The sequence below is a fragment of the Shewanella sp. UCD-KL12 genome, assembly GCF_001957125.1.
In the GTDB taxonomy this organism is placed as follows: Bacteria; Pseudomonadota; Gammaproteobacteria; order Enterobacterales; family Shewanellaceae; genus Shewanella.
The window spans coordinates 16,546-41,806 of record NZ_MPHJ01000020.1 but is presented as its reverse complement, the minus strand read 5'-3'; the positions used below and the strand labels follow the sequence as shown (position 1 = coordinate 41,806).

26 protein-coding genes are annotated in these 25,261 nt (G+C 41.7%); 20 read left to right on the top strand and 6 right to left on the bottom strand.

From position 1 onward, the window contains the following. Positions 1–589: 589 nt before the first annotated feature. From BM736_RS22270 to BM736_RS22265, 3 genes are all read right to left on the bottom strand, one after another. The gene (locus BM736_RS22270) at positions 590–3,211 is read right to left on the bottom strand and encodes a helicase-related protein (RefSeq protein ID WP_256717987.1); all 2,622 of its coding nucleotides are present in this window, start codon (positions 3,209–3,211) and stop codon (positions 590–592) included. 354 nt (positions 3,212–3,565) lie between these two features. Continuing rightward, the gene (locus tag BM736_RS25265) at positions 3,566–3,730 is read right to left on the bottom strand and encodes a hypothetical protein (RefSeq protein ID WP_179079100.1); all 165 of its coding nucleotides are present in this window, start codon (positions 3,728–3,730) and stop codon (positions 3,566–3,568) included. Between the two features lie 27 nt (positions 3,731–3,757). Then, positions 3,758–3,967: a hypothetical protein gene (locus BM736_RS22265; protein WP_076416413.1), complete on the bottom strand. Its 210-nt coding sequence runs from the start codon at positions 3,965–3,967 to the stop codon at positions 3,758–3,760. 340 nt (positions 3,968–4,307) lie between these two features. On the opposite strand from BM736_RS22265, the gene BM736_RS22260 reads away from it, so the two are divergent. The 3 genes from BM736_RS22260 to BM736_RS22250 all read left to right on the top strand — a co-directional run bounded on the left by BM736_RS22260 (position 4,308) and on the right by BM736_RS22250 (position 7,108). Further along, on the top strand, positions 4,308–5,219 hold the full coding sequence (locus BM736_RS22260; protein ID WP_076416410.1) for a DNA cytosine methyltransferase: 912 nt from the start codon (positions 4,308–4,310) through the stop codon (positions 5,217–5,219). Next, positions 5,212–6,345, top strand: coding sequence for an HpaII family restriction endonuclease (locus BM736_RS22255; protein WP_076416407.1), 1,134 nt, complete (start codon positions 5,212–5,214; stop codon positions 6,343–6,345). The genes BM736_RS22260 and BM736_RS22255 overlap by 8 nt, the downstream gene beginning before the upstream one ends. A gap of 109 nt (positions 6,346–6,454) precedes the next feature. Next, on the top strand, positions 6,455–7,108 hold the full coding sequence (locus BM736_RS22250; protein WP_076416405.1) for an HNH endonuclease: 654 nt from the start codon (positions 6,455–6,457) through the stop codon (positions 7,106–7,108). 335 nt (positions 7,109–7,443) lie between these two features. Here BM736_RS22250 and BM736_RS22245 read toward each other — a convergent pair whose 3' ends face one another. Further along, positions 7,444–8,373, bottom strand: a complete 930-nt coding sequence (locus BM736_RS22245; protein ID WP_076416402.1) for a DUF1186 domain-containing protein — start codon at positions 8,371–8,373, stop codon at positions 7,444–7,446. Positions 8,374–8,447: 74 nt separating this feature from the next. After that, positions 8,448–8,681 carry a hypothetical protein gene (locus BM736_RS22240; RefSeq protein ID WP_076416399.1) on the bottom strand — a complete coding sequence of 78 codons (234 nt, stop codon included), beginning with the start codon at positions 8,679–8,681 and terminating at the stop codon, positions 8,448–8,450. An 837-nt stretch (positions 8,682–9,518) separates the two neighbouring features. On the opposite strand from BM736_RS22240, the gene BM736_RS22235 reads away from it, so the two are divergent. Further along, on the top strand, positions 9,519–10,160 hold the full coding sequence (locus tag BM736_RS22235) for a LysE family translocator (RefSeq protein WP_076416396.1): 642 nt from the start codon (positions 9,519–9,521) through the stop codon (positions 10,158–10,160). Positions 10,161–10,174: 14 nt separating this feature from the next. Here BM736_RS22235 and BM736_RS22230 read toward each other — a convergent pair whose 3' ends face one another. Next, the gene (locus BM736_RS22230; protein WP_076416393.1) at positions 10,175–10,687 is read right to left on the bottom strand and encodes an NAD/FAD-utilizing enzyme; all 513 of its coding nucleotides are present in this window, start codon (positions 10,685–10,687) and stop codon (positions 10,175–10,177) included. Between the two features lie 207 nt (positions 10,688–10,894). Here BM736_RS22230 and ubiG point away from each other — a divergent pair, with 207 nt between their 5' ends. The 16 genes from ubiG to BM736_RS22150 all read left to right on the top strand — a co-directional run bounded on the left by ubiG (position 10,895) and on the right by BM736_RS22150 (position 24,858). Continuing rightward, positions 10,895–11,668 (top strand): bifunctional 2-polyprenyl-6-hydroxyphenol methylase/3-demethylubiquinol 3-O-methyltransferase UbiG, encoded by a 774-nt coding sequence (gene ubiG, locus BM736_RS22225; RefSeq protein WP_076416523.1) that lies wholly within the window; start codon positions 10,895–10,897, stop codon positions 11,666–11,668. A gap of 60 nt (positions 11,669–11,728) precedes the next feature. Further along, positions 11,729–12,169 (top strand): FMN-binding protein MioC, encoded by a 441-nt coding sequence (gene mioC / locus BM736_RS22220; RefSeq protein ID WP_076416390.1) that lies wholly within the window; start codon positions 11,729–11,731, stop codon positions 12,167–12,169. 458 nt (positions 12,170–12,627) lie between these two features. Then, positions 12,628–14,520 carry a tRNA uridine-5-carboxymethylaminomethyl(34) synthesis enzyme MnmG gene (mnmG, locus tag BM736_RS22215; RefSeq protein ID WP_076416388.1) on the top strand — a complete coding sequence of 631 codons (1,893 nt, stop codon included), beginning with the start codon at positions 12,628–12,630 and terminating at the stop codon, positions 14,518–14,520. A 109-nt stretch (positions 14,521–14,629) separates the two neighbouring features. After that, on the top strand, positions 14,630–15,250 hold the full coding sequence (gene rsmG, locus BM736_RS22210) for a 16S rRNA (guanine(527)-N(7))-methyltransferase RsmG (protein WP_076416385.1): 621 nt from the start codon (positions 14,630–14,632) through the stop codon (positions 15,248–15,250). 90 nt (positions 15,251–15,340) lie between these two features. After that, complete coding sequence (locus BM736_RS22205) at positions 15,341–16,129, top strand: ParA family protein (RefSeq protein ID WP_076416383.1); 789 nt, start codon at positions 15,341–15,343, stop codon at positions 16,127–16,129. Between the two features lie 15 nt (positions 16,130–16,144). Then, the gene (locus BM736_RS22200; protein WP_076416380.1) at positions 16,145–17,035 is read left to right on the top strand and encodes a ParB/RepB/Spo0J family partition protein; all 891 of its coding nucleotides are present in this window, start codon (positions 16,145–16,147) and stop codon (positions 17,033–17,035) included. A gap of 225 nt (positions 17,036–17,260) precedes the next feature. Beyond that, positions 17,261–17,644 carry an ATP synthase subunit I gene (locus BM736_RS22195; RefSeq protein ID WP_076416377.1) on the top strand — a complete coding sequence of 128 codons (384 nt, stop codon included), beginning with the start codon at positions 17,261–17,263 and terminating at the stop codon, positions 17,642–17,644. Positions 17,645–17,656: 12 nt separating this feature from the next. Continuing rightward, positions 17,657–18,451, top strand: coding sequence for a F0F1 ATP synthase subunit A (gene atpB / locus BM736_RS22190; RefSeq protein WP_076416375.1), 795 nt, complete (start codon positions 17,657–17,659; stop codon positions 18,449–18,451). A gap of 67 nt (positions 18,452–18,518) precedes the next feature. Further along, a complete protein-coding gene (atpE, locus tag BM736_RS22185; protein WP_011639455.1) occupies positions 18,519–18,770 on the top strand; it encodes a F0F1 ATP synthase subunit C in 252 nt (83 codons plus the stop codon). Positions 18,771–18,807: 37 nt separating this feature from the next. Next, positions 18,808–19,278 carry a F0F1 ATP synthase subunit B gene (atpF, locus tag BM736_RS22180; protein WP_076416373.1) on the top strand — a complete coding sequence of 157 codons (471 nt, stop codon included), beginning with the start codon at positions 18,808–18,810 and terminating at the stop codon, positions 19,276–19,278. A gap of 16 nt (positions 19,279–19,294) precedes the next feature. Beyond that, complete coding sequence (gene atpH / locus BM736_RS22175; protein ID WP_076416371.1) at positions 19,295–19,828, top strand: F0F1 ATP synthase subunit delta; 534 nt, start codon at positions 19,295–19,297, stop codon at positions 19,826–19,828. Between the two features lie 14 nt (positions 19,829–19,842). Next, complete coding sequence (gene atpA, locus BM736_RS22170) at positions 19,843–21,384, top strand: F0F1 ATP synthase subunit alpha (protein ID WP_076416368.1); 1,542 nt, start codon at positions 19,843–19,845, stop codon at positions 21,382–21,384. Positions 21,385–21,432: 48 nt separating this feature from the next. Next, positions 21,433–22,293, top strand: coding sequence for a F0F1 ATP synthase subunit gamma (gene atpG / locus BM736_RS22165; protein ID WP_076416365.1), 861 nt, complete (start codon positions 21,433–21,435; stop codon positions 22,291–22,293). Between the two features lie 35 nt (positions 22,294–22,328). Beyond that, positions 22,329–23,705: a F0F1 ATP synthase subunit beta gene (gene atpD / locus BM736_RS22160; RefSeq protein ID WP_076416363.1), complete on the top strand. Its 1,377-nt coding sequence runs from the start codon at positions 22,329–22,331 to the stop codon at positions 23,703–23,705. A 40-nt stretch (positions 23,706–23,745) separates the two neighbouring features. Beyond that, positions 23,746–24,174, top strand: coding sequence for a F0F1 ATP synthase subunit epsilon (locus tag BM736_RS22155; protein WP_076416360.1), 429 nt, complete (start codon positions 23,746–23,748; stop codon positions 24,172–24,174). 327 nt (positions 24,175–24,501) lie between these two features. After that, on the top strand, positions 24,502–24,858 hold the full coding sequence (locus tag BM736_RS22150; RefSeq protein ID WP_076416522.1) for a DsrE/DsrF/TusD sulfur relay family protein: 357 nt from the start codon (positions 24,502–24,504) through the stop codon (positions 24,856–24,858). Positions 24,859–25,261 lie beyond the last annotated feature (403 nt).

Sequence of the window (25,261 nt, the reverse complement as noted above, 5' to 3'; positions counted from 1 at the left end):
TTAGATTTAAGGTTTTAGATCTTAGTAACTAGCCCCCTATTTTAGATCGACATATTCCCCTAATCTCATTAGATCTGTCAGCAATCAAATATCGTCATATTGAAAAATAAAACCAACGACTGAATATTATGCTTTTTGAAGCTAAATTAGCCGATAAAGCCACTATTTTTGACGATAAAAATAGCAGATTTAAGCCTGTTCATTTTTTGATCTCGATCAAAAGCATCAACAGAGATATCAACAACTAATTAAATTTACGATCTTTTATTAAAAAAAGATCCAAACACAAAGATAACCACTTGATTTAAAAGGAATCGACCTGTGGATAAAATTTGCATTTTTTCTTGATTATTACTAATTATTAGATCTTAGTAGAAAAGTTATACTCAAAATGATTTTTCATTCTGGTGATCAAAATCGATCTGATCGGCTAAAGATCAAAAATATTTTTTTTCACTTCATTACTTTTAAAAACAAACTCAATATATCTATCAAAATTAAAAATAAAAAAACGATAAAAACACACTAAAAATGTTAGTCGCTCTCACTCATATAGAGCTACCTACTTATCCCATTGCAGTTACTAAAATCACTTCACATCAACCACTCTGCTCGCCTTCCTATACTGGATTTTCCAACCTTGCCATCTTGGTAGCTCCCAGCGTTTTGGCCCAGTCTTGCGCATTCCACTGGCATAAATTACCGTGACAAGCTTACGCTTTGCCTGATACTCCACAGTCAGTTTAAGTTCGGCCAATAACAGCTTAGTCGGATAGAGACGATCAAACTCCTCTCGTTCCCACTCAGGAACTCCTTCAAATAAAAGATCACTCGCCTCAATCATCTGCAGATCATCAAAACACTCCACACCTAACTCAATTAATTTATCTGCAAGATATTGGTCTAAATCCATACTCAGAGCCGCTTTATCTGCTTTTCCTACGGCCAGCCATATATTCCAAGCTGCGATATCCCGCTCTAGCTGACTTGCAACACCTTTAAACTGTCGTCCAAGCTTAATGCTACGCACTATAGCTTCAATTGCTTGCGCCCCTTCCACCTCTTTCAAATGAGAAGCTATCACTCTTCCAGCGTATACAGTCTCCACAAGCACTTTATGCTTATTGCCCTGCTCCCTATTCTCAGCTAATCGCTCTTCACCTAGGGCAGCCTGGCTAAGTAACTTGAATGATATAGGCGCCATACAGCTGGCTAGATTAAGGGTTTGCTTACTTCCCTTACCTGCAATGGAATGCTGATCAAATACCACAGCAGCCAAAGCACTCTCCTTACCATCACTCATTTTAAGCTCAGAGGAAAAACGACTATCTCTTCCTATCTGCACCTCACTGAAACCATTACCTAATGCGCTAAATCGCTTTTCTCGTCTAACAAACGCTAATTCAGGTGAGGCCTTTATCACAGCTAGCAACCAAGACCGACGCAACTCATCGTCACGTATATTAAGCGTATTAGCCTTATTAATACTCTCTAAACCCAGTGCTGTACGTATCTGCTCAGCTAACAGGCGTGCTTCTTTTCGTGCACTAGTGTCTATATACGACCTATGCGTACTCGAAGACTTCAATAAACTAGTTACGGGTTCTCTAAGTATCTTTATTAGAGTAAAAGCGTCACAAGATAGAGGCTCCCACTCATTGAGCTCTTTTAGATCAAATTCATCACTGGGTAGCTGAAATAGTCGTTGTGGAACACTCAGTGCCGCCGCTAAGTCAATCATCAGTCCACGGCAGGTATCATCGGGCATTGCACTGATAAGATGAGCAAACAGCGTATCTATAGGCAGTGGCGATATTTTTCGCCCATGAGCAGTTACAATGCCATCGCTATTAACCGCCCCCATAGCTACAAGTTTATTAGTTGCAATCATCAGTGATTTTTCAGGCAGTTGATCTACAAAACTGAGCTCAGATAAGCGGTAACCACAGCAAGCTGCAGTTAACAAAGGTTCGACTAACTCTTCTCGCTGTAGCTCCGGTGGCGTCATAGCCTCCATAGGAGCGCTCTTGCCCCACAATCGAATACAAATACCGTCTTGCGTACGGCCTGCACGCCCCATTCGCTGAGCAGCACTGGCTTTAGAGATGCGTGCTAATGATAATACTGTACGACCATTTCGCTGATGAGTACGCCGCTCCAGGCCACTATCAACCACCGCTGTAACCCCCGGAATGGTCAAAGACGTTTCAGCCACATTGGTAGAGAATATAACTCTTTGATGGTTAGCTGGCTGAAGTACCTTCTCTTGTTCTTGGGGAGTAATACCTCCATGTAGCGCAAGTAGCTCAATAGAGCCCTCAGCGGTTTGAAATAGAGAGCCTTCAGCTTCTCGTAGTAAAGAGCCTTCAGCTTCCCTAAATAGAGAGCCACACGCTTGTAAGCAGCTCTGTATTTCACGTTTACCAGGAAGAAATACAAGAATATCACCCTGAGTGTCATTAAGCAGACCAGACACAGCTGTTTTAACCGCTTGTTCCACGCCACGGATGTCAGGTAGATGGTGACTTTCGCGGGCCTGAAATTTTAGTTCCACGTGGAACCTTTTACCTTCCGCTACTAATCGTTGAGATTTAGGCTCGGGAACTTGACGTGTATTCGATAGTGAGTCACTTGCTGTATTAGAGCTTAAACTTGTGCCTAAATAGTCAGTTAGCCGCTCACCATCAATGGTCGCTGATGTTAAAACTAGCCTAAGTTCTGCTGACTCTTGCGCCTTTAACTTCAATATGGCCAATAACAGATCAGTATCCCAGCGCCGTTCGTGGAACTCATCGATAATCACAGTATCGAAGCTGGCTAAGCCATCTTGCTGTAACCAACGCAGTGCAATGCCCGGGGTAACAAACGCAATTTGAGTCGTATCTGTCACTGTCGAATCAAAACGTATGGCATAACCGACCTTATTAGCAGACTGAGCAGAGCCCTCAGCGTCTTTAAACAAAGAGCTCACAAATGAACATAGCGCTAAACAAGCAACACGCCTAGGCTCCACCACCAAGACTCGCTTACCCCTGCCACCTTCAACCGCTTCAGCACACCCAGCTTTAGCACACCAGAGCGGCAGACGGGTAGACTTACCCGAGCCTGTATCAGACTCAACCACTAAGTGATTGTCTTTTATCGCAGATCTGAACTCATCATAGAGTTTATCGATCGGCAAGGTAATACTTTTGGCTGACATCTTTGACATAACTTTACTTGCTAAGGGGCATTAATAGCCTAATGATAACTTGATTGATGACTTGTCAGTTAACAAGTCGGGGAAATAGCTTATCGTTTCATTTGGGTATTTTGTTATTTGGTGGGATTATTTGGTAAGTATTACCATGTTGATATTTATTGCTTGCAGCAGGCTTTACTGCAGATACTTCTGCGAGACGCCGCTAGCATATCTGACCTCCAGGGATGGAGGAAATGCCTAATTTTGTATGGAACAAAATAGGCCCTATAGGCTCTGCGATGACCTCCCTGTCATCGAAGCTCGCAGCCGCATTACACCTGTTGATAAAAAGAAAAACAGTGTATCTCTTCGGTCTGCGGTGTATTAGCTTGTTTCTAAAGTGAAGATTATTGATAGGCGAGACTGTTCAAGGAATTGGGCGAGTGCATCAGGACCTTCAGGTTCAAACAAGATAGCGCTTTGTTCATCATGATCCATCTCTATATCCCACTCAGAGTCACTAAACCGAGTTGCGGTTGCAGTAATCACTGTGTAACGACTAGAGCCAATGTTCTCTCATTCATCCTCCCTCAGATAGTCGATCTGCAAGAAGAGGTATTTCTCACTTTGTTCTAAGTAAGCAGATTTATCTGAGTTCACCTTAGCCTTAAAAATAAAGCTTGGGCACATATAGTTGTGCCAGCTCTTATCTTTAAGAAATGGGTAATGGCTAAGCTCAAAGCCAAGCTGAAACAATTCACCAAGCTCTTGATTGTATTGGTTCATAACTTGGCTTTCAAGCTGATCACCACTTAATTATAGTACTGATAGATATAGATAAAACATGCCTCAAAGCATAATATTATTTTATATATATATTAGACACTTTAGCCTTTACTTCAATAGGTTAACCAGACTACTTTGTTAACTCTAAAAACTGAAATAATCTTACAGACAGTAACTTCTGACCTCTATTTATAAAAAACAAAGCATAACCAATACCTTGCATTTACAGTAAATACAAAGCTATTCACTGATTAAAACTAACCAAAAAACTGCATTTATTTTCGTTTAACAATGATAGAATATCGAGCTAATTTTTTTTCATTTTTAGAATCGGAACTGTATGAGATTTATTGATTTATTTGCTGGGATTGGTGGTTTTCACCTTGCATTTCATGAGGTTGGTGCTGAATGCGTATTTGCTTCTGAGATAAACCCTCATGCTCGAATTACCTACCAAGCTAATTTTGAAAGTGTTACACCGAGCCTATTCGAAAATGGATTATTTAATGACAACATATTGAAAATTGATAATCCAGAAGAACAAATTCCAGATTTTGAAATTCTATGTGCAGGCTTCCCATGCCAGCCATTTAGCCAGGCAGGTTACAAAAAAGGCTTTAAGGAAGATAAAGACGATAGAGGAAATATGTTTTTCCGAATTTGTGAAATCCTTGAAGCCAAAAAACCTAAAGCTTTCTTTTTAGAAAATGTAAGACATATTCTAAAACATGAAGACGGTAAAACATTCGAAATAATTAAACAGCATTTAGAAGAAAACCTAGGCTATACATTTCATTATAAATTGGTGAAAGCATCTGACTATGGTCTTCCACAGCATCGACCTAGAATATTTATGGTTGGCTTTAGAAAAGGCTCTCAATTATTACCAGAGTTTAAATTTCCAGAACCTTTAAAACTAGAAATGACAATGTCAGATGTATGGGAAGGCGAGTGTAGCCGAGATATAGGTTATACGCTACGTGTTGGAGGGAGAGGATCTGGCTTACATGACCGAAGAAACTGGGATTCGTATTTAGTTGATGGTGAAGAAAAAAGATTAACCTCAATACAAGGTAAAAAAATGATGGGTTATCCTGATAACTATCATTTTCCTGTTTCAGAAACACAAGCGCTTAAACAGCTAGGAAATAGTGTTGCTGTAAATGCTGTAAGTGCATTTGCCAAGCAAATAAAAGAATACCTAAGTGATAATGAAAAATTATTTAATGAAGATGGTGTAACTATTGGCTAAAAATAAAACTAAAAATGCTGGTGAATGGGCTGAATTATATGCTCTCATAAAAATATTGGCAGATGGAAAGCTATTCCCAGCAGATGGTGAACAAAATATTATTGAAGGCTCCTATTATCCAGTAGTCAGTATACCGATGCAAAATGATGATAATAGCTCACCAATAGAGTTTAGAGTTGAATCTGACAAGACTATTCTTGTCAAATCACCAGATAAAACCAACATAATTACAATGAAAGAGCTTCATACCGAGGCAAGCAACTTTTTCAAAATCATCTCTTCACGAAAAGGTAGAAGCTTTTCCGTTCCAGAAATTGAACCTCTGTTAGATAAACTTCAAAACCCAACAACGAAGCAATCAAGTGATAAGAAGGCAGATATTCATATTTGTTTGCACGATATAAATACTGGTCAAACAGTTAATAGTGGCTTCAGCATAAAATCAAGACACAGTAAGCCAGCCACGCTCCTCAATGCATCAAAACAAACACTGTTTAGATATAGAGTTGTAGATAAAAATAGCTCTAAATCTGTAAAAGAATCACTAGCGACTTATGATGTTAATAAGGAAAAAATTGGTTCAAAAACAAGAGTTCAAAATTTAAACAAAAATGGCTACGATCTCGAATTTGAATACGTTGTTGGTGAGTCCTTTTCAGAAAACCTAACTTTAATAGATTCTTCTTTGGCACTTATCTTATCTGAATGCTTAAAGTTTTATATGAACTCGAACAAAACTTCGTTGAGTTACATAGTTGAAGAAGTAGCAAAAAAAAACCCCTGTGGATTTAAAGCTAGAGATTCAGAAAGAATTAAAGATTTCTATATCTACAAGGTAAAAAGATTACTAATTGATGCAGCTTTAGGAATGATGCCAAGTAAACCTTGGAAAGGTCAGTTTGATGCATCTGGCGGCTACATTATTGTAAAGGAAGCTGGTGACATTGTTTGTTATCATATTTTCAGCTGGAATGCGTTTCAAGACTACTTATTCAATAACCTAAAATTTGAAGCTCCCTCTTCTACTGGGAAAGGGTCAAAAAGTTCATTTAATTATGCACTTCCCTTAGAAATTAAAGGAATACAATACATGGATATATGCCTCCAAATTAGATTTAAAAAATAGTCGAAAACTCTTGTTTCTTCCAATAGACAGAATATCCATCTGTTCGCAAGTATACTTATTGACACACCTTAGATTTCAAGATATCACTTTGATATTTAAGGAGATAAAAATGAGTGCTAGGGAAAGAATTTATAATCACATATTTAAGAATGGTTTAAGAGAGTACACTTTACAGGAAATTGAAAACGCAGGTTTAGTTAGTGATAACACAAGAGTATTAAGACAACTTACTCAAGACAATATTATCAAATACTCATATAACAATGGTTTTTATAACGTAACTGAAATAAACAATTATACTTCTAAAACTTCCCGTTCAGACCTAACAGATAAGATAAAGTATGCAATAAGCAATAGAGATGGACATAGATGCCAAGCATGCGGTAATGGTGCTAAAGATAATGTAAAATTGCATATAGATCATAAAATACCTATAGATATGGGAGGCACAAATAACGAAAGTAATCTATGGACTTTATGTGCTAAATGTAACCAAGGTAAAAAATCTTACTTCAAGGATGATATGAATTCAGAAGTAATGACCAAAGTGTTTTCTAATAATAGCGGACACCTTAGATTAAAAACCTTATTTATAGAGTCACCAAATATAAAGTTTTCACCTACAATTTTACAAGGGATTTCTGGAATAAGAGATTGGACAAGAACAATAAGAGAAATAAGAAATAGTTCTGGTATAGAAATAGTTTTTAGAAAAGGTGATATAGAGTTTCCAGACGGATACTATATCTATGATAAAAAATAATCTAATAAAAATATCTAAACCCAAGAAACCGTCTGCTTTTTAAAGATAAAGTGTAGGTAGACAAAGGTTTTCGAAAACAAGGTGAGATATTACGAAGTAATACTCTTCGAACGAGAGATAGGGGTATCGAACTGACCGTTTAACATGGATGTTATTGGTTTTCGCGAAGCGACCATGGATGGCTTCACAGCGTCCCGAGAGCTCACCTACACATCCCCCGCAGGAAGGCGATTCATACAAAAAGGCCATGGTTCCCCATAGCCCTATTTAACTCCAACCCCGTTTAACGAAGCATAAGTTCCTTCAACCTTGTGAACCGACAAGTGGAAAACGACCTAGTTCAAACAACACTTCTTGAACTTCTTACCACTACCACAGGGACATGGATCATTACGACCGGGTTGAAGATCGGCAATAAAAGGTTGGTGACTCTCTAGAGTTTCAAAGTACCTATCATCGAGTTCTCTTGGGGTATTCATCAAATCATCGAAAACAGCCAGTAAGTCCTCATCATTCATCTCTGACTCGGCATTAAAGCCAGCCCATTGGCTAAGTGAATCAATAACATCATAGTCACCGCTTATTAAGCCACTTTCCCACTCTGAGTAACCGATAGACTGATTATCCCAATCTAAAATACATTGGTTTTCAGCTGAGCCTTCATCAATCACTTTACGCTCGACATAGTCAGCAAACTGTTTATGGTACTGATTAAACTGATTTGAAATGAGTAGATTAACTAACTCAAACAGCGCTATTGAGTGATTGTTTTCGATGAGACTGTCGATAAAGCCAGGAATGCTTTTATTAAGTGACTCTCTATCTATTTGATTAGTATGCAGCTGAGTAAATAGTGCACTTAATGCAGCCATTTTGACTATCTCACCTGCTTGCGCTGAATTAACCAGAAAACATAATTGCTCAGGGTTTCCTTGAGCCAAAATATAGTAAGCAGTTGAAAGGTCTGAAGCGATGAAGTCACCAAGCAAATTATCTAGTGGTGCATTACAGTCATCCTTGTTAGTAAGACTTATCAAGGAGTCAAAACAGCTAAACTGTTTACGATCGATAATCAGACAGATACCAAAGAAGAGAAGGTTAGCCTCAGTATCGGTTAGCGCTTCTTTATCGATAAACTTCTGCATAAGTTCATCAATAACTGGAAGCAATTCAGGCCACTCTAGTCTTGCCGCTTTCAAGGCATCAACAGGTAATTCCTTCAGGTCACCACGACTAAGCGTGGCTACTATCTTATCTAATTTCATATTACATTCAGGCTAAGGGATGATTTAGCCCATAGAGTAGCAAAAGAGTGCACTAAAACCCCAAGTAATAATGGTTATTCACTTTTACAACTAGCAGTCTCTTCACAACTTAACTCTTCCACTACCCTGTACTTACTGGCTTCATTAAGCAGACTATTGCTAATAACAAGTTCAGTGTTTGCGACAGGAGACTGCGCCAGCTCTAATTGACTATCAGAAACGGACTCACCGTCGAAGTATGCCGATGCATCTTGGTACGTTAACCAGAATGCGTAGATTATGATGGCTGATAAAATAAAACGTAACATGGGGACTCTTTATTCGCGAAGCTAATCAAAAACTAGTTGAGAAGCTTTAATTAATGTCACTACTAAACAGGCGGTAATACCTATAACGATTAGTAATGATGAAAGTATACAAACTAGTTTAGAGTAATTTTTAAACACTTAATACTGTCAAGATATAGTCTACTTTATCAACAACTTTTGAGTTTTGACTGACTTTAAAAAGCGTCAAACATTCATCATGACGTCATTTTATTGGACACTTATAAAGCGAAACCTAAACCACCTATTTTGAAAGCTTTAGTGCTCACAGTGACATCTCGATAGGGAGAGGTATGTAGGTTTATTACTAGATATTAAGTTGCCGGTTACCTTCATCTCCCCTTCAGGCTATAAACTAATTATCAATGGTAGCAGCAAGTTAATGAGCCAATTCCGAGCTGAAGATTAAGAGATAAACTCTACTTAATTAATGTTTACTCCCTAGACTGTATTAGTAGATAAAACTGAAAAATCAATTTTAGATACGAATTAAGGATAGTTATAGGGTTTGAGCTTCACCTAGAAAACTAGCGAGTTCTATAACCAAAAATCATTTAATCCGAACAAAATAGTATAGATAAATATGGCAAGGCTTCTCTTGTAAGTCAGTGTTTATCGCATTTCGACGGAAAACTGACACGATATTGGCCTGCACTTTACCGAATACACAGATATCCCTCCTGTACCACTTCTAGTACTAATACATCAGTAGCCTATAGTTTTAATAGCTAAGAGTTATCAAAAATAGTGATTAAATGCTGCCGTATAGATAGTGATAAATGTAGAATGCCCGCGTCTGTAATAACTTATGCCTAAACCATGATAGATCTTGCTGTACTCCCCCTTTACCTTACTACCGTTGTCGCCCTGCTATTGATCCCAGGTCCAGATATGTTACTCATTGCCAGCTCAAGCCTTAGCTATGGCAAAAAAGTCGGATTATCTGCCAGCCTTGGCAATGCGACTTCAGGAATAATATTGACACTTCTGGCAGCTATGGGCGTTTCAGCATTAATAGCGATGAACCCTATGGCTTTAGAAATCCTAAGGATTATAGGCGCTGCGTACTTACTTAAGATGGGCTGGGACTGTATGCGTAGTAGTGCTGCTGATGCACCTGAGATTGATCAGCAATCTGGTTTAGCTAAGTTACTCTATCGTCGTGCTGTTTTTAGTAACCTGCTCAACCCCAAGGCACTGCTATTTTTTGTATTATTTTTGCCTCAGTTTGTCTCCCCTCAGTTATCAGCAACATCAGGCGAGCAGATGCTAGCGCTAGGACTACTACTAAATGTGATGGGATTACTGTTTAATCTATTGCTGGTGGTTATGGTAGGCACTTTAGGCAAGTCACTGCTTAAAAATGAAAAGTTTAGAACCAATCAAAACAAATTTATGGGGATGATCTTCTTTGCTTTGGCCATCTGGTTACTGGCATCTCAGGTACAATCTTTAGCTTAAAGACATATTTAGGACTAGCTTATAAAAGGTAGTCCTTTCTCTAAACCCGCAGCTTCTAATCTTGGATGACCATTAATTACCTTTGCAAAAACAGGCTCCTGATGGCTATTAACATCAACAATTAACACATGTTGACCTTGATGTAATAACTGCTCAAATCGCTCGAAGATAATATGGTTCTTCTCTAATCCTATAAAGCTCCCCTCCCAAGTACAAAACCCTAAGATAACAATGCCAAGAAAAATAAAGGGTAACCACCCGACTTCACTCGTTGTCCAACCCATCTGATAAGCAAACATCAAAGTTGTCGCTGAGACAATCAAGCCGATAATACTGCCTATGTCAGCAGAGTGCTGTACATCTTGTTCAAGCACTGACTCAACTTCAAACTGCTGCTTATCCTCAAACTCACAACAACTTTCACTCAGTACATGGATCTGCGGCTCATTAATCCCTTCAGCTTCCAACTCATGCTCAACAGCCTCTAGCTCATCGAGATCGCTGCTAATAAAGTAGTGCCTCAACATGGTCATACCTCCACGATGCTCTCTTCACTTTTTGCATATGATCACGATGAAACTATCAAAAGGTGATAAAAATCTTTAGTTGCTAACTCAAGTATAGCAGCGGTTTGTTAGTCTTTAGTGTGTGGTAATAAAGCTCATGATCAGTTGCTCACCCTTGATCATGACTTGGTATACTCAAGTTATAAGCAAAACTCACTGGGGGATAAAGTGTTAGATAGAGACCAATTAACTTACAGTGGCAACACAGTTAATAAAACAGCTAAAGAGATAGCTAAATTTGATCAATTAGCTGAAGACTGGCGCGATCCTAACGGCAAATTTAAGCATATATTCAAGTTTAATCAGGCACGTCTCAGCGCGATAGAACAGACAATATCAACCCATTTTCGACGAGATCTATCGAGCAAAACAGCACTAAAAGGTCTGAATTTACTCGATATAGGTTGTGGAGCAGGACTGTTATGCGAGCCATTTGCCCAACAAGGGGCGGATGTTACAGGTATCGATGGCAGTGACCAGAACATACGAATAGCAAAACGTCATGCAAAAAATAAAGATATATCAATCAATTACATTCACTGTTTAGCCGATGCGCTCACCAATAATCCTAATGTAAAACAATATGATATCGTGCTCAATACTGAAGTTATTGAGCACGTAAGTGATCAAAAGGCCCTCATGGACACTTGCTGCCAGCTACTCAAACCTGGTGGATTACTCGTATTTGCAACCTTGAATCGAACGATTAAATCATATCTGGTTGCCATTTTAGGTGCAGAGTACGTGATGAGATATCTACCAGTAGGTACCCATGAATGGCGCTACTTTGTTAAGCCTAAAGAGATAAGTGATCACATTGAAAAGCATGGATTACATATAATTAAAAAAGAAGGAATGAGCTTTAACCCATTAAATAAACAGTGGAAAATAACAAATAACACTGAAGTAAACTATCTTTTATATGCTTATAAAGCAGGTTAATATCGGCAGTATTTACAATAAACGCTATGACAATATAGCAAGAGTAGTAATAGGACGAACATGGCTAAAATCGAAATATTAGTAGGCACAACTTTAGGTAGTGCAGAGTATGTGGCTGATGAGTTTGCAGCAATTTTGAGTCAAATAGGACATGAAAACCAGATCCACATGAGTCCAAAACTGGCGGATTTAGATCCAAATTCTCTATGGTTAGTCGTTTCATCAACACATGGCGCAGGCGATCTTCCTGATAATATAGCCCCATTTTTAGGTGAAATATTGACTCAAAACCCAGATCTTAACCAGACCAAATATGCGATTTGTGCGATCGGAGATTCAAGTTACGACACTTTCTGTCAAGGACCAGAAAAACTGGCTCAAGCTTTAGAAACCTGCGGTGCACAAGTTTATGTGGATAAGATCCAGATCGACGTACAATATAGTTATATTCCGGAAGACCCAGCTATAGAGTGGTTAACTCAGTGGCAAGATCGTCTTTAAGATCACTTTAAAAGGATAACTCTAAGATCAACTCACAGATTAGATCTACTTTATCCACATATTACGATCTAAAATGGTAAAGATGTGGATAAGGTATTATTTTCTTTTGATCAAACTCTGTATTATTCAAGGTCCGATCTGGTTAATGATCCCCCCTGTGGATAAGTAGCCGATCTACCCACAAGCTTATTTAAGTTTGATCATTAATAGATCACAGGATCTGATCGCCGCTAACTCATGATAATAAAAGAGAAAATGGATTATCCACAGAAGATCGCGATCCTAATAGTAAACATAATAAAGGATCTATATAAAGATCTTAAGATCTATTAAGCAGATCCTCATGAGATCTTTCGATCTAAAATGATCGTTCACCTTCTTTGATTCAAGTGCTAAAATACGCAGCTCAAATTCACAGTAGTTCTTTATCGACATCAGTTTTGATTTAAGGTTTTGTAATGCATTTTCATGAACGGTTTGATGTAATTGTTGTTGGTGGTGGCCATGCCGGAACAGAGGCCGCACTCGCAGCTGCAAGAATGGGATCGAAAACCCTCTTGCTGACACATAACATCGATACCTTAGGCCAGATGTCCTGTAATCCAGCCATTGGCGGGATCGGCAAAGGTCATCTGGTAAAAGAGATTGATGCATTGGGTGGAGCAATGGCCATTGCCACTGACTTTGCAGGCATTCAGTTTAGAACCTTAAATTCAAGCAAAGGCCCGGCCGTAAGAGCCACTCGTGCTCAAGCCGATAGAACCCTGTACAGAGCCAAAATTCAGCAGATTTTGCAAAGCCAACCAAACTTAAGATTATTTCAACAAGCCGTTGATGATCTGATTGTTGAAAATGGCCGAGTGACCGGTGTTGTTACTCAAATGGGCTTAGCGTTTGAAGCCCCTTCAGTAGTCTTGACTGCAGGCACATTCCTCAGTGGAAAAATCCACATCGGCATGCAAAACTACAGCGGTGGACGAGCAGGCGATCCACCTTCGATCGCACTAGCAGATCGCCTTCGTGAACTGCCAATCCGCATTGGACGATTAAAAACAGGTACACCGCCAAGAATCGATGCCAATACGATTAATTTTGATCTGATGACAGAACAGAAAGGCGATACGCCATTGCCTGTTATGTCATTCATTGGTGATGTAAAAGATCACCCTCGCCAAATATCTTGTTATGTGACTCATACCAATGAGCGCACCCATGAGATTATTCGTGGCGGACTCGATCGTAGTCCTATGTACTCAGGCGTAATTGAGGGCGTTGGCCCACGCTACTGCCCTTCTATCGAAGATAAGATCAATCGCTTTGCTGATAAATCATCGCATCAGATCTTTATTGAGCCTGAAGGCTTAAATACTAATGAGATCTATCCAAATGGCATCTCGACCAGTTTACCTTTTGATGTACAGCTTAATTTAGTGAGATCAATTCAAGGGATGGAAAATGCAGAGATCATCCGTCCTGGTTATGCGATTGAATATGATTATTTTGATCCAAGAGATCTAAAGAACTCTTTGGAAACTAAAGCCATTGATGGACTCTTCTTTGCTGGACAGATCAATGGAACCACTGGTTACGAAGAAGCTGGAGCGCAAGGCTTATTAGCCGGTATGAACGCTTCATTGCAAGTGCAAGGTAAAGAGACCTGGTGTCCGCGCCGCGATCAAGCTTATTTAGGTGTACTTGTTGATGATCTTTCAACACTTGGCACTAAAGAGCCCTACCGCATGTTTACTAGCCGTGCAGAATATCGTTTGTTACTCCGTGAAGACAATGCGGATCTACGATTAACTGAACAAGGCCGTGAACTTGGTTTAGTTGATGATAATCGCTGGCGCCAGTTTAATGAAAAGCGTGAGTCTATTGAGCAAGAACTGCAACGTTTAAGAGGTCAGTGGGTTCACCCTAACTCACCGCTACTCGACGTGCTCAATCCTGAATTAAATACACCAATTTCTCGTGAAGCATCATTTGAAGATCTGCTTCGCCGTCCTGAGATGGATTACCCTAAGTTGATGTCGCTTGAAGGCTTCGGCCCTGGACTTGAAGATCAGCGTGCAGCAGAGCAAGTACAGATCCAAGTGAAATACTCAGGTTATATCCAACGTCAGCAAGATGAAATTGATAAAGCGATCAAGCATGAAACCACTGGTTTACCCTTAGATCTTGATTATCAAGAGGTGCCAGGCCTTTCAAATGAAGTCATTGCTAAAATGAATGAGCATAAACCTGAAACTGTAGGCCAAGCCTCAAGAATCTCAGGAATGACCCCTGCCGCTATCTCTATTCTGCTTGTTCACCTCAAGAGACGTGGTTTACTTCGTAGAAAAGCGACCTAATTTGGATTAATTATTGCTAAGGGGAGCCATTAGCGCTTCCTTTAGTCCTATGACGCCTTCATAATAGTCAGTTACTGTCGATTTAAGTTTGTTATTAAGGATTAATCCCGTGTTATCAGCCCAATTAGATGACTATCTAGCTGAGATGAGCCTGACTGTTACGCAGCAGCAAAAGAAACAGCTCATTGGTTTTGTTGAGATGCTCAACAAGTGGAATAAAGCCTATAACCTGACATCGATCAGAGATCCTCAGCAGATGCTGATTAGACATATCATGGACAGTTTAGCTGTATCGCCACACTTAGTGGGTGAGCGCTTCATTGATGTAGGTACTGGACCAGGCCTACCTGGGATCCCGCTGGCTATTATCAATCCAGATAAAGAGTTTGTCTTATTAGATAGTCTAGGCAAACGAATCCGTTTCCAAAAACAAGTTCAGCATGAACTTGGAATTAATAATATTAGCTCGGTAGAAAGTCGCGTTGAAGCCTTTGAACCTGAAGTTAAGTTCGATGGTGTACTGAGTCGTGCATTTGCTTCAATCGAAGACATGCTGCATTGGTGCCATCATCTTCCGGCTGACACTGGTTGTTACTATGCACTCAAAGGTCAGTTAGCTGATGATGAAATGGCGAAACTACCCGACGGTTTTGAAATTACCAATATTATTGAGCTAGAAGTCCCCTGTCTTGATGAACAAAGACACCTGCTAAGAGTGGTTAAAAAGTAGCATTACAGTTGCATTCTTCTGATGATTCAAGCAACTTGGTATGGGTTTTAATTGTGTCGGTAACAAGTACGCGACATACAGGATGGTATTGTGGGTAAAGTGATTGCCGTGGCCAACCAGAAAGGTGGCGTCGGAAAAACAACAACTTGTGTCAATTTAGCTGCCTCTTTGGCGGCAACTAAGCGCAAAGTGCTTTTGATTGACCTCGATCCCCAGGGTAACGCAACTATGGGGAGTGGTATCGACAAATACAGTGTCGAAAATACCGCGTATGAGTTGTTGGTCGACGAAAAATCTTTCGATGAAGTGGTCTATAAAGACACAAGTGGAAAATATGATCTGATCGCAGGTAACGGTGACGTGACTGCAGCAGAGATCAAGCTGATGGAATTTTTCGCTCGCGAAATCAGATTAAGAAACGCATTAGCGCCAATTAAAGATGATTATGACTTTATCTTTATTGATTGCCCTCCTTCGTTGAACATGTTGACGGTGAATGCCATGTCAGCCGCAGATTCAGTACTTGTGCCTATGCAGTGTGAATATTATGCGCTGGAGGGATTAACCGCACTGATGGACACTATCAGTAAGATAGGTGCCATGGTTAACCCTGGTCTGTGTATCGAAGGGATCTTACGTACCATGTACGACCCTCGCAATCGCTTGGCCAATGATGTTTCGGACCAATTGAAGCAACATTTTGGTGAAAAAGTATATCGAACTGTGATCCCAAGAAATGTCCGTCTGGCTGAAGCCCCAAGTTTCGGTGCTCCGGCCATGTATTACGACAAGTCGAGTGCAGGTGCCAAAGCCTATCTGTCCTTAGCAGGAGAGATCATTCGTCGTGCTGAACAGCATCAACAGGTTGAAGAAGTTTAAACAAAGGCAGTGGAAATGACATTGAAAAAACGTGGACTGGGTAAAGGTCTAGACGCATTACTTAGTACTAGCCATGCGGCAAGCAGCAAGCTCAACTCTGCTGAAGAAGTTACTGCTGAAGTTACCGCTAAAACAGATGACTTGTTAGTACTCGATATCGATATGATGCAACCTGGTAAGTACCAGCCGCGTAAAGATATGTCTCCTGAAGCACTTGAAGAACTCGCTGAATCGATAAAGGCTCAAGGGATTATTCAGCCTATCGTTGTACGTATGATTTCAGATAATAAGTATGAAATCATCGCGGGTGAGCGACGCTGGCGTGCAGCACAAATTGCACAGCTTCAAAAAGTACCTTGTATCGTTAAACAGGTGCCAGATGAGGCGGCTGTTGCCATCGCATTAATCGAAAATATTCAGCGTGAAGACCTCAATGCAATGGAAGAAGCGATTGCACTCGACCGCTTAATGCGCGAATTTGAGCTGACTCACCAACAAATTGCTACAGCAGTAGGAAAATCTCGCGCAACAGTATCAAATTTACTACGTCTTAACGGTCTCAATGAACCTGTTAAACGTATGCTCGAGTATGGCGATATCGACATGGGTCATGCCAGAGCATTGCTTGCCATCGAAGGTGATGAGCAAACAAATATCGCCAGATTAGTCTCTTCTAAAGAATTAACTGTTCGTGAAACTGAACGCTTAGTTAATAAAACCTTAACCCAACCTGAAATAGCCGAAAAGCCAGCAAAAGATCATGATGTCGCCCGTCTTGAGAGCCAATTAATTGAAAGACTCGGTGCAAAAGTTTCCATCACTCATAATAAAAAGGGTAAAGGAAAATTGGTAATAAACTACCAAGATCTCGCTGAATTAGACGGTATTATCAATAAAATCCACTAAATACCCCAAGTTAACGCCATATTACGTAATTTTGTGACAACTGTTAACTTTACACTTTTGCAGTTTTGGCGCTAGATCACGCGAAAAGAGTCGATTTTCCTCAGCTTAAACTTGCTTTGAGGGCCTGAAAAGGTATACTTTCGCAAGCTTTTTTGTCGCTCGACAGTGTTCGGATAAATATAGTCCGGTCATCGAAACAAAAAGCGTTAATGCGGAGAGGATAAATTGAGTAAAGTTTTAGCTCGTCGTGGCCGGTGGTCAGCCTATAAATTGGTATTGATGCAGGCGGCGGTAGCTGGGATTGCTTCGGTTTTCTTTTTCGCCGTGTGGGGAGCTCAGTCTGGATTATCTGCTTTGGCAGGTGGTTCAATCGCTGTACTTCCTAATTTTGTATTCGCAACCCTCGCTTTTTCCCATACGGGAGCAAGTTCATCAGCTAAGGTCGTAAAGACTTTTTACTGGGGGGAAGCGGTAAAGTTGCTGCTTACAATTGCAATGTTTTCACTAGTGTTTATCAATATGAAAATCGGCTTTATGCCACTTTTTGTATGTTATACCTTAGCGTTAATCGTGCATTGGACAGCTCCTTTATATTTCAAGCAAAGTTAAGTGGGATGAATCATGGCTGCAACTGGTGAAGCGTTAACACCGCAGGGCTATATCCAGCACCACCTTACCAACTTAAGTGTTGGTGAAGGCTTCTGGACATGGCATATTGATTCGTTGTTCTTTTCGGTTGGGCTTGGTGTTCTGTTCTTGTGGCTATTCCGTAGCGTAGGAAAAAAGGCAACCACTGGTGTTCCTGGCAAGCTTCAATGCTTTGTCGAGATGATCATTGAATTTGTCGATTCTAGCGTGAAAGAAACCTTCCATGGCCGCAATCCTGTTATTGCTCCGTTGGCATTAACGATTTTTGTATGGGTATTCATGATGAACTTCATGGATATGGTTCCAGTTGACTGGATCCCTGAACTAGCGATGGCTGCTGGTATCCCGTATATGAAAGTTGTACCAACGACCGACTTAAACATTACCTTTAGTATGGCTTTAGGTGTGTTTGTGCTGATTATTTACTACAGCATTAAAGTCAAAGGCGTTTCAGGTTTTGTTAAAGAACTGACCATGCAGCCTTTTAACCATTGGGCAATGATACCCGTCAACTTCCTGCTAGAAACCGTTACTCTTATCGCTAAGCCTATTTCATTGGCACTGCGTTTGTTCGGTAACTTGTATGCGGGTGAGTTGATTTTCATCCTTATTGCGTTGATGTACGGTGCTAACTGGGCGTTATCTACTCTAGGTGTAACATTACAACTAGGTTGGTTAATCTTCCATATTATGGTTATTACCCTACAGGCGTTTATCTTCATGATGTTGACCATTGTTTATTTAAGCATGGCGCATGAAGATCATTAAGGATCTGCTGTAAAATTTAATTAACTAAATCATAAACTAACTAGATTTAGAATATTTGGAGATAGAGATGGAAACTGTATTAGGCATGACAGCTATTGCTGTTGCTCTACTAATTGGTATGGGTGCTCTTGGTACCGCTATCGGTTTTGGCCTACTAGGTGGCAAGTTCTTGGAAGGCGCTGCGCGTCAACCAGAAATGGCTCCTATGCTGCAAGTTAAAATGTTCATCGTTGCGGGTCTTCTTGATGCGGTAACTATGATCGGTGTTGGTATCGCATTATTCATGCTATTCACTAACCCTCTTGGTGCAATGCTGTAATAAACGCTTCTGTCTTTAAACTAAATAGGAGGCTGTTGTGAATATCAACGCTACCCTAATCGGTCAGACGGTTGCCTTTATTATCTTCGTGTGGTTCTGCATGAAGTTTGTTTGGCCCCCTTTGATGAATGCCATCGAAGAGCGTCAAAAAAGGATTGCCGACGGTTTAGCTGACGCTGACCGCGCCGTAAAAGACCTTGAGTTGGCACAGGCGAAAGCCACTGACCAGCTAAAAGACGCCAAAGCTACTGCTAACGAGATCATTGAGCAAGCGAACAAACGCAAAGCTCAGATCGTCGATGAAGCAAAGGCTGAAGCAGATGCTGAGCGAGCTAAAATTATCGCTCAGGGTCAAGCAGAAATTGAAGCTGAACGTAATCGCGTTAAAGAAGACTTGCGTAAGCAAGTTGCTACTCTTGCCATCGCTGGTGCAGAGAAGATTCTTGAGCGTTCGATTGATGAAGCCGCCCACAGTGACATAGTTAATAAACTAGTTGCTGAACTTTAAATAAGGAGTTTGAGTTATGGCTGAAATAACCACCATCGCTCGTCCTTACGCAAAGGCAGCTTTTGATTTTGCCATTGAAAAAAATGCAGTTGATAGCTGGGCAGAAATGCTCAACTTCGCAGCTATGGTAAGTGAAAACGAAACCATGCAACCACTGCTATCTGGCGCATTAGCCAGTCACCAGCTTGCTGAACTCTTTATCGGAGTTTGTGGCGAGCAGGTCAATGAGCAAGGTCAGAACTTGTTAAAGGTAATGGCTGAAAACGGTCGTTTAGAAGCGCTACCTGCTGTGTCTCAACTTTTTGTTGAGATGAAACTTGATTGGGCAAAAGAGATTGAAGCTACTGTAGTTTCAGCCACTGAGCTTAGTTCTGAACAGCAACAGGAAATTAGCGCTTCTTTAGAGAAGCGTCTCACACGCAAAGTTAAGCTGACTTGTAGCATAGACACCAGCCTTATCGCTGGTTTAATTATCACGGCAGGAGACCTAGTCATAGATGGCTCGGTTCGCGGAAAAGTTTCGCGTCTGTCTGATATGCTGCAGTCATAATTGGGAGTTTGAGCATGCAACTGAATTCCACTGAAATCAGCGATCTGATTAAACAGCGGATCGAGCAGTTCGAAGTCGTTAGTGAAGCTCGCAACGAAGGTACTATCGTTGCAGTAAGTGACGGCATCATTCGCATCCACGGCCTAGCCGACGTGATGCAGGGTGAGATGATCGAACTGCCTGGTAACCGTTTTGCAATCGCGTTGAACTTAGAACGTGATTCTGTCGGTGCCGTAGTCATGGGCCCTTACGCCTCTTTGGCTGAAGGCGACAAAGTAAAAACAACTGGTCGTATTTTGGAAGTCCCAGTTGGCCGTGGTCTATTAGGCCGCGTAGTCAACACATTGGGTGAGCCAATCGACGGAAAAGGACCTATCGACAACGATGGTTTCTCTCCTGTTGAAATGATTGCACCAGGTGTTATTGAACGTAAGTCTGTATCTGAGCCAGTTCAAACTGGTTATAAAGCCGTTGACTCTATGATCCCAATCGGTCGTGGACAGCGTGAATTGATTATTGGTGACCGTCAAATCGGTAAGACCGCTTTAGCGATCGATGCCATCATCAATCAGAAAGATACCGGCATTAAGTGTGTATACGTAGCTGTAGGCCAGAAGGCTTCTACAATTGCTAACGTAGTACGCAAGCTAGAAGAACATGGCGCTTTGGCGAACACCATTGTTGTTGTTGCTACAGCTTCTGAAGCTGCTGCTCTACAATACTTGGCTCCATACTCTGGTTGTTCAATGGGTGAGTACTTCCGCGACCGCGGTGAAGATTCACTGATTGTATATGATGATCTTTCTAAGCAAGCAGTTGCTTACCGTCAGATCTCATTGCTACTTAAGCGTCCTCCAGGACGTGAAGCATACCCAGGTGATGTATTCTATCTTCACTCTCGTCTGTTAGAGCGTGCTTCACGTGTTAACGAAGAGTATGTTGAGAAGTTCACTAAAGGTGAAGTTAAAGGCCAAACTGGTTCTTTGACTGCTCTACCGATTATTGAAACTCAAGCTGGTGACGTATCTGCATTCGTACCGACTAACGTAATTTCGATTACCGATGGTCAGATCTTCCTTGAAACTGACCTATTTAACTCTGGACTACGTCCTGCTGTTAACCCAGGTATTTCGGTTTCTCGTGTTGGTGGTGCGGCTCAGACTAAGATCATCAAGAAACTGTCTGGCGGTATTCGTAGCGCACTAGCACAGTATCGAGAGCTTGCAGCGTTCTCACAGTTTGCATCTGACTTAGATGATGCAACACGTGCTCAGCTTGAGCATGGTGAGCGTGTTACCGAACTAATGAAGCAAAAGCAATACGCACCTATGAGCGTAGCTGATCAGTCTGTGTCTATTTTCGCAGCTGAGAAAGGTTACCTTCAAAGTGTTGAGCTTGCGAAAATCGGTGATTTCGAAGCGTCTTTGCTCTCTTTCATGAACAGCGAGCATGCTGACCTTATGAAGACCATCAACGAGACCGGCAACTATAATGCCGACATCGAAGGTGAGTTGAAGGCTGGCCTCGATAAGTTCGTCGAAACCCAAACCTGGTAATCGATAGAGGTGTCGTAAGGCGCCTCAGGTCCAGATTGGAGAGTTAAGATGGCCAACGCTAAAGAGATTAAAACCAAGATCGCGAGTGTTCAAAACACTCAGAAGATCACGTCTGCAATGGAAATGGTTGCTGCCAGCAAAATGCGTAAAGCGCAGGATCGCATGGCTGCAAGTCGTCCATATGCAGAAAATATGCGTAAGGTGATCGGTCACGTAGCGCAAGGTTCTCTCGAATATAAGCATCCATATTTGGAAGTGCGAGAAGCCAAGCGTGTTGGTTACATTGTAGTGTCAACCGACCGTGGTCTTTGTGGTGGTCTGAACGTCAACTTGTTTAAGCAAGTTGTCGCAGACGTGAAGAAGCAGCGTGAAGCTGGTGCAGAAGTTGAATTCTGCCCAATTGGCGCACGCAGCGTACAATTCTTCAATAGCTTCGGCGGTCAGGTATCTGCTCACGCTTCAGGTTTAGGTGACGCTCCGTCGTTAACTGACTTGATCGGAACAGTACGTGTCATGCTACAAGCATACAACGAAGGCAAGCTGGATCGTTTGTACGTGGTATTTAACAAGTTCGTTAATACCATGAGCCAAACACCAGTGATCGAACAGCTGCTACCTTTGCCTAAGTCAGAGAGCGATGAGATTTCTCATCACTGGGACTACCTATATGAGCCAGATCCAAAGCAACTTTTGGATACCTTACTGGTTCGTTATGTAGAGTCTCAAGTTTACCAAGGTGTTGTTGAGAATATTGCATCCGAACAAGCGGCCCGTATGGTTGCTATGAAAGCTGCAACAGACAACGCTGGTGAACTTATCAGTGACTTGGAGTTGGTCTATAACAAGGCCCGTCAGGCTGCGATTACGCAGGAACTTTCGGAAATTGTTTCAGGTGCCGCTGCCGTTTAGGCAAGGTAACGAATACAAGTTTTAGAGGATTTATCATGAGCACAGGTACTGTTGTCCAAGTAATTGGCGCGGTTGTGGACGTTGAGTTTCCACAAGATGCCGTACCTCAGGTATATGACGCTCTAGAGATCAAAAGTGAAGACTTGGTGCTGGAAGTACAGCAGCAACTAGGTGGTGGTGTTGTTCGTACCATCGCTATGGGTTCTTCAGATGGTCTGCGTCGTGGCCTTGAGGTTGTAAACTCTGGTTCACCAATTTCTGTTCCGGTTGGGGATAAAACCCTTGGCCGTATTATGAACGTATTGGGACAACCAGTTGATGAAGCGGGCCCTATCGGTGAAGATGATCGCTATGTGATCCACCGTGAAGCTCCTTCATACGAAGATCAATCAAACACCACTGAGCTTTTAGAGACTGGTATCAAGGTTATTGACCTTGTTTGTCCATTCGCTAAAGGTGGTAAAGTAGGTCTGTTTGGTGGTGCTGGTGTTGGTAAGACCGTCAACATGATGGAACTTATTAACAACATCGCTAAAGCACACTCAGGTTTGTCTGTATTTGCCGGTGTAGGTGAGCGTACTCGTGAGGGTAACGATTTCTACTACGAGATGGAAGATTCAGGAGTACTCGATAAGGTGGCCATGGTTTATGGTCAGATGAACGAGCCTCCAGGTAACCGTCTACGTGTGGCACTTACTGGTCTTACTATGGCTGAGAAGTTCCGTGACGAAGGTAAAGATGTACTTTTCTTCGTTGATAACATCTATCGTTACACCTTGGCAGGTACTGAAGTATCTGCACTGCTAGGCCGTATGCCATCAGCAGTAGGTTACCAGCCAACACTGGCTGAAGAGATGGGTGTACTTCAGGAGCGTATTACTTCGACTAAATCAGGGTCTATTACCTCTGTGCAAGCCGTATACGTACCTGCGGATGATTTAACGGATCCGTCACCAGCAACAACCTTCGCTCACTTAGATGCGACTGTTGTATTGTCACGTAACATCGCTTCTATGGGTATTTACCCAGCGGTTGACCCATTGGATTCGACTTCACGTCAGCTAGATCCATTGGTTGTTGGTCAAGAGCATTATGATGTTGCTAACGGTGTTCAAACCGTACTTCAGCGCTACAAAGAGCTGAAAGATATTATTGCGATTCTAGGTATGGATGAATTATCTGATGAAGATAAGACTACCGTTGCCCGTGCTCGTAAGATTGAAAAATATCTTTCACAGCCATTCTTCGTAGCAGAAGTATTCACCGGTTCTCCAGGTAAGTACGTTTCTCTTAAAGACACAATCCGTGGCTTCAAGGGCATTCTAGATGGTGAGTTCGATCACCTTCCTGAGCAAGCGTTCTACATGGTTGGTTCTATCGACGAAGCCGTTGAGAAAGCTAACAAAAAATAACTAGTTATTCTGCTAATGCAGAGTACTAGTTTAAGGAGAACTGATGGCCATGACAGTACAGCTTGATATTGTAAGCGCTGAGAATAGTATCTACTCAGGACTTGTAGCACACCTACAAGTGACTGGTGGAGAAGGTGATCTAGGTATTATGCCTGGTCACGCACCTCTGCTTACAAATATCAAACCTGGCATGGCGCGCATCGTCAAGCAAGATGGAAAAGAAGAGGTGTTCTACCTTTCAGGTGGTATCCTGGAAGTTCAACCTTCTTCTGTTTCAGTATTGGCTGACGTAGTAATGCGTGCCGATGAAATTGACGAAAAAGCAGCTGTAGAAGCTAAGCGTCGTGCAGAGGCCTCAATGGCTGATGCAGGTGCTGACTTCAACTACGCCGCAGCAGCGATTGAGCTTGCTCAGGCTGTAGCTCAGCTACGCGTTGTCGATACCATCAAGAAGAACATTGCCAGATAAGGTTATTGTTTGATGAAAAAAAGCGTTCTCCGAAAGGTGAGCGCTTTTTTTGTATCTAAAGCTTGCTGCGCAAGCTGTAAGGACGGGCTACGGCCTGTTCGACGCTTCGCTATTTGACGTTCGCTGCGCGCTCTATAAGGTAAAGTCAAAAGCGAGTTAGTTGTCATCGTCTCAGCTCTACCCTCATCTTAGCTCCACCAGCTTACTTGTAAGCATCGTCTTAGATTTTCCACCTTTCTGCTACCATTATCGTGATCTAAGCTAAAACCTGTTCCAAGTGTGGGTGTTACTATCTATGCACTCGTTTATGACTCAAGCCCCGCTTCTATGCAGCAAATTCTAATTATCGTTAACGATGCACCATATGGTTCTGAGCGGCTGTTTAATGCTCTGCGTTTAGCTATACAGCTTAATGAGTTGGAGAATCCACCAGCTAAGGTGAACATGTTTTTGCTCTCTGATGCAGTGACTGCTGTGCTGCCTAAGCAAACTCCTGCTGAGGGTTACAATATTCAGCAGATGCTCGAAATTATTTTAGCGCAAGGTAGTGAGGTGAAGTATTGCGGTACCTGCGTGAATGCTCGTGGCTTACAAGAGCTTGCCGTTATTGAGGGCTGTGAGGTATCGACGATGGATGCTCTCGCTCAATGGGTATTAACTGCAGATAAAGCGATTACTTTTTAAGGTTAAAAAAGGATGCTTACTGTGTAAGCTGTAAGGATGGGCTTTGCCCTGTAAGACGCTTCGCTATAAGGACATTCGCTGCATCCTCTGTAAGTAAAAGAACGGGCTTTTCCCTTTAAGATGCTTCGCTACAAAGGCGTTCGCTGTGCTCTCTAAAAGTAACAGAATAGCAAGGCTATGGGAGAGCTTGTCATACTTTTCTTTCTCGTCTTTCCGGCGCAGGCCGGAATCCAGCATTTAGCCAACTCGTTGGCGTCTATTAGCTTACTTGTAAGCGTCGTCTTAGTTTTACTATCCTTTAGCCTACTCGTTGGCATCCACCAGCTTACTTGTAAGTGTCGAATAGGCGAAGCCGTCATCTCTGCACCATCTGCTTGCAGCGTAAGCATCGCCTTTGTCTTCT

Coding starts and splice junctions, on each gene's coding strand:
- BM736_RS22270 (WP_256717987.1), bottom strand. CDS start 3,211: ATGTCAAAGATGTCAGCCAAAAGTATTACCTTGCCGATCGATAAACTC.
- BM736_RS22265 (WP_076416413.1), bottom strand. CDS start 3,967: ATGAACCAATACAATCAAGAGCTTGGTGAATTGTTTCAGCTTGGCTTT.
- BM736_RS22260 (WP_076416410.1), top strand. CDS start 4,308: ATGAGATTTATTGATTTATTTGCTGGGATTGGTGGTTTTCACCTTGCA.
- BM736_RS22250 (WP_076416405.1), top strand. CDS start 6,455: ATGAGTGCTAGGGAAAGAATTTATAATCACATATTTAAGAATGGTTTA.
- BM736_RS22245 (WP_076416402.1), bottom strand. CDS start 8,373: ATGAAATTAGATAAGATAGTAGCCACGCTTAGTCGTGGTGACCTGAAG.
- BM736_RS22240 (WP_076416399.1), bottom strand. CDS start 8,681: ATGTTACGTTTTATTTTATCAGCCATCATAATCTACGCATTCTGGTTA.
- BM736_RS22235 (WP_076416396.1), top strand. CDS start 9,519: ATGATAGATCTTGCTGTACTCCCCCTTTACCTTACTACCGTTGTCGCC.
- BM736_RS22230 (WP_076416393.1), bottom strand. CDS start 10,687: ATGTTGAGGCACTACTTTATTAGCAGCGATCTCGATGAGCTAGAGGCT.
- mioC (WP_076416390.1), top strand. CDS start 11,729: ATGGCTAAAATCGAAATATTAGTAGGCACAACTTTAGGTAGTGCAGAG.
- mnmG (WP_076416388.1), top strand. CDS start 12,628: ATGCATTTTCATGAACGGTTTGATGTAATTGTTGTTGGTGGTGGCCAT.
- BM736_RS22200 (WP_076416380.1), top strand. CDS start 16,145: ATGACATTGAAAAAACGTGGACTGGGTAAAGGTCTAGACGCATTACTT.
- atpB (WP_076416375.1), top strand. CDS start 17,657: ATGGCTGCAACTGGTGAAGCGTTAACACCGCAGGGCTATATCCAGCAC.
- atpE (WP_011639455.1), top strand. CDS start 18,519: ATGGAAACTGTATTAGGCATGACAGCTATTGCTGTTGCTCTACTAATT.
- atpH (WP_076416371.1), top strand. CDS start 19,295: ATGGCTGAAATAACCACCATCGCTCGTCCTTACGCAAAGGCAGCTTTT.
- atpA (WP_076416368.1), top strand. CDS start 19,843: ATGCAACTGAATTCCACTGAAATCAGCGATCTGATTAAACAGCGGATC.
- atpG (WP_076416365.1), top strand. CDS start 21,433: ATGGCCAACGCTAAAGAGATTAAAACCAAGATCGCGAGTGTTCAAAAC.
- atpD (WP_076416363.1), top strand. CDS start 22,329: ATGAGCACAGGTACTGTTGTCCAAGTAATTGGCGCGGTTGTGGACGTT.
- BM736_RS22150 (WP_076416522.1), top strand. CDS start 24,502: ATGCAGCAAATTCTAATTATCGTTAACGATGCACCATATGGTTCTGAG.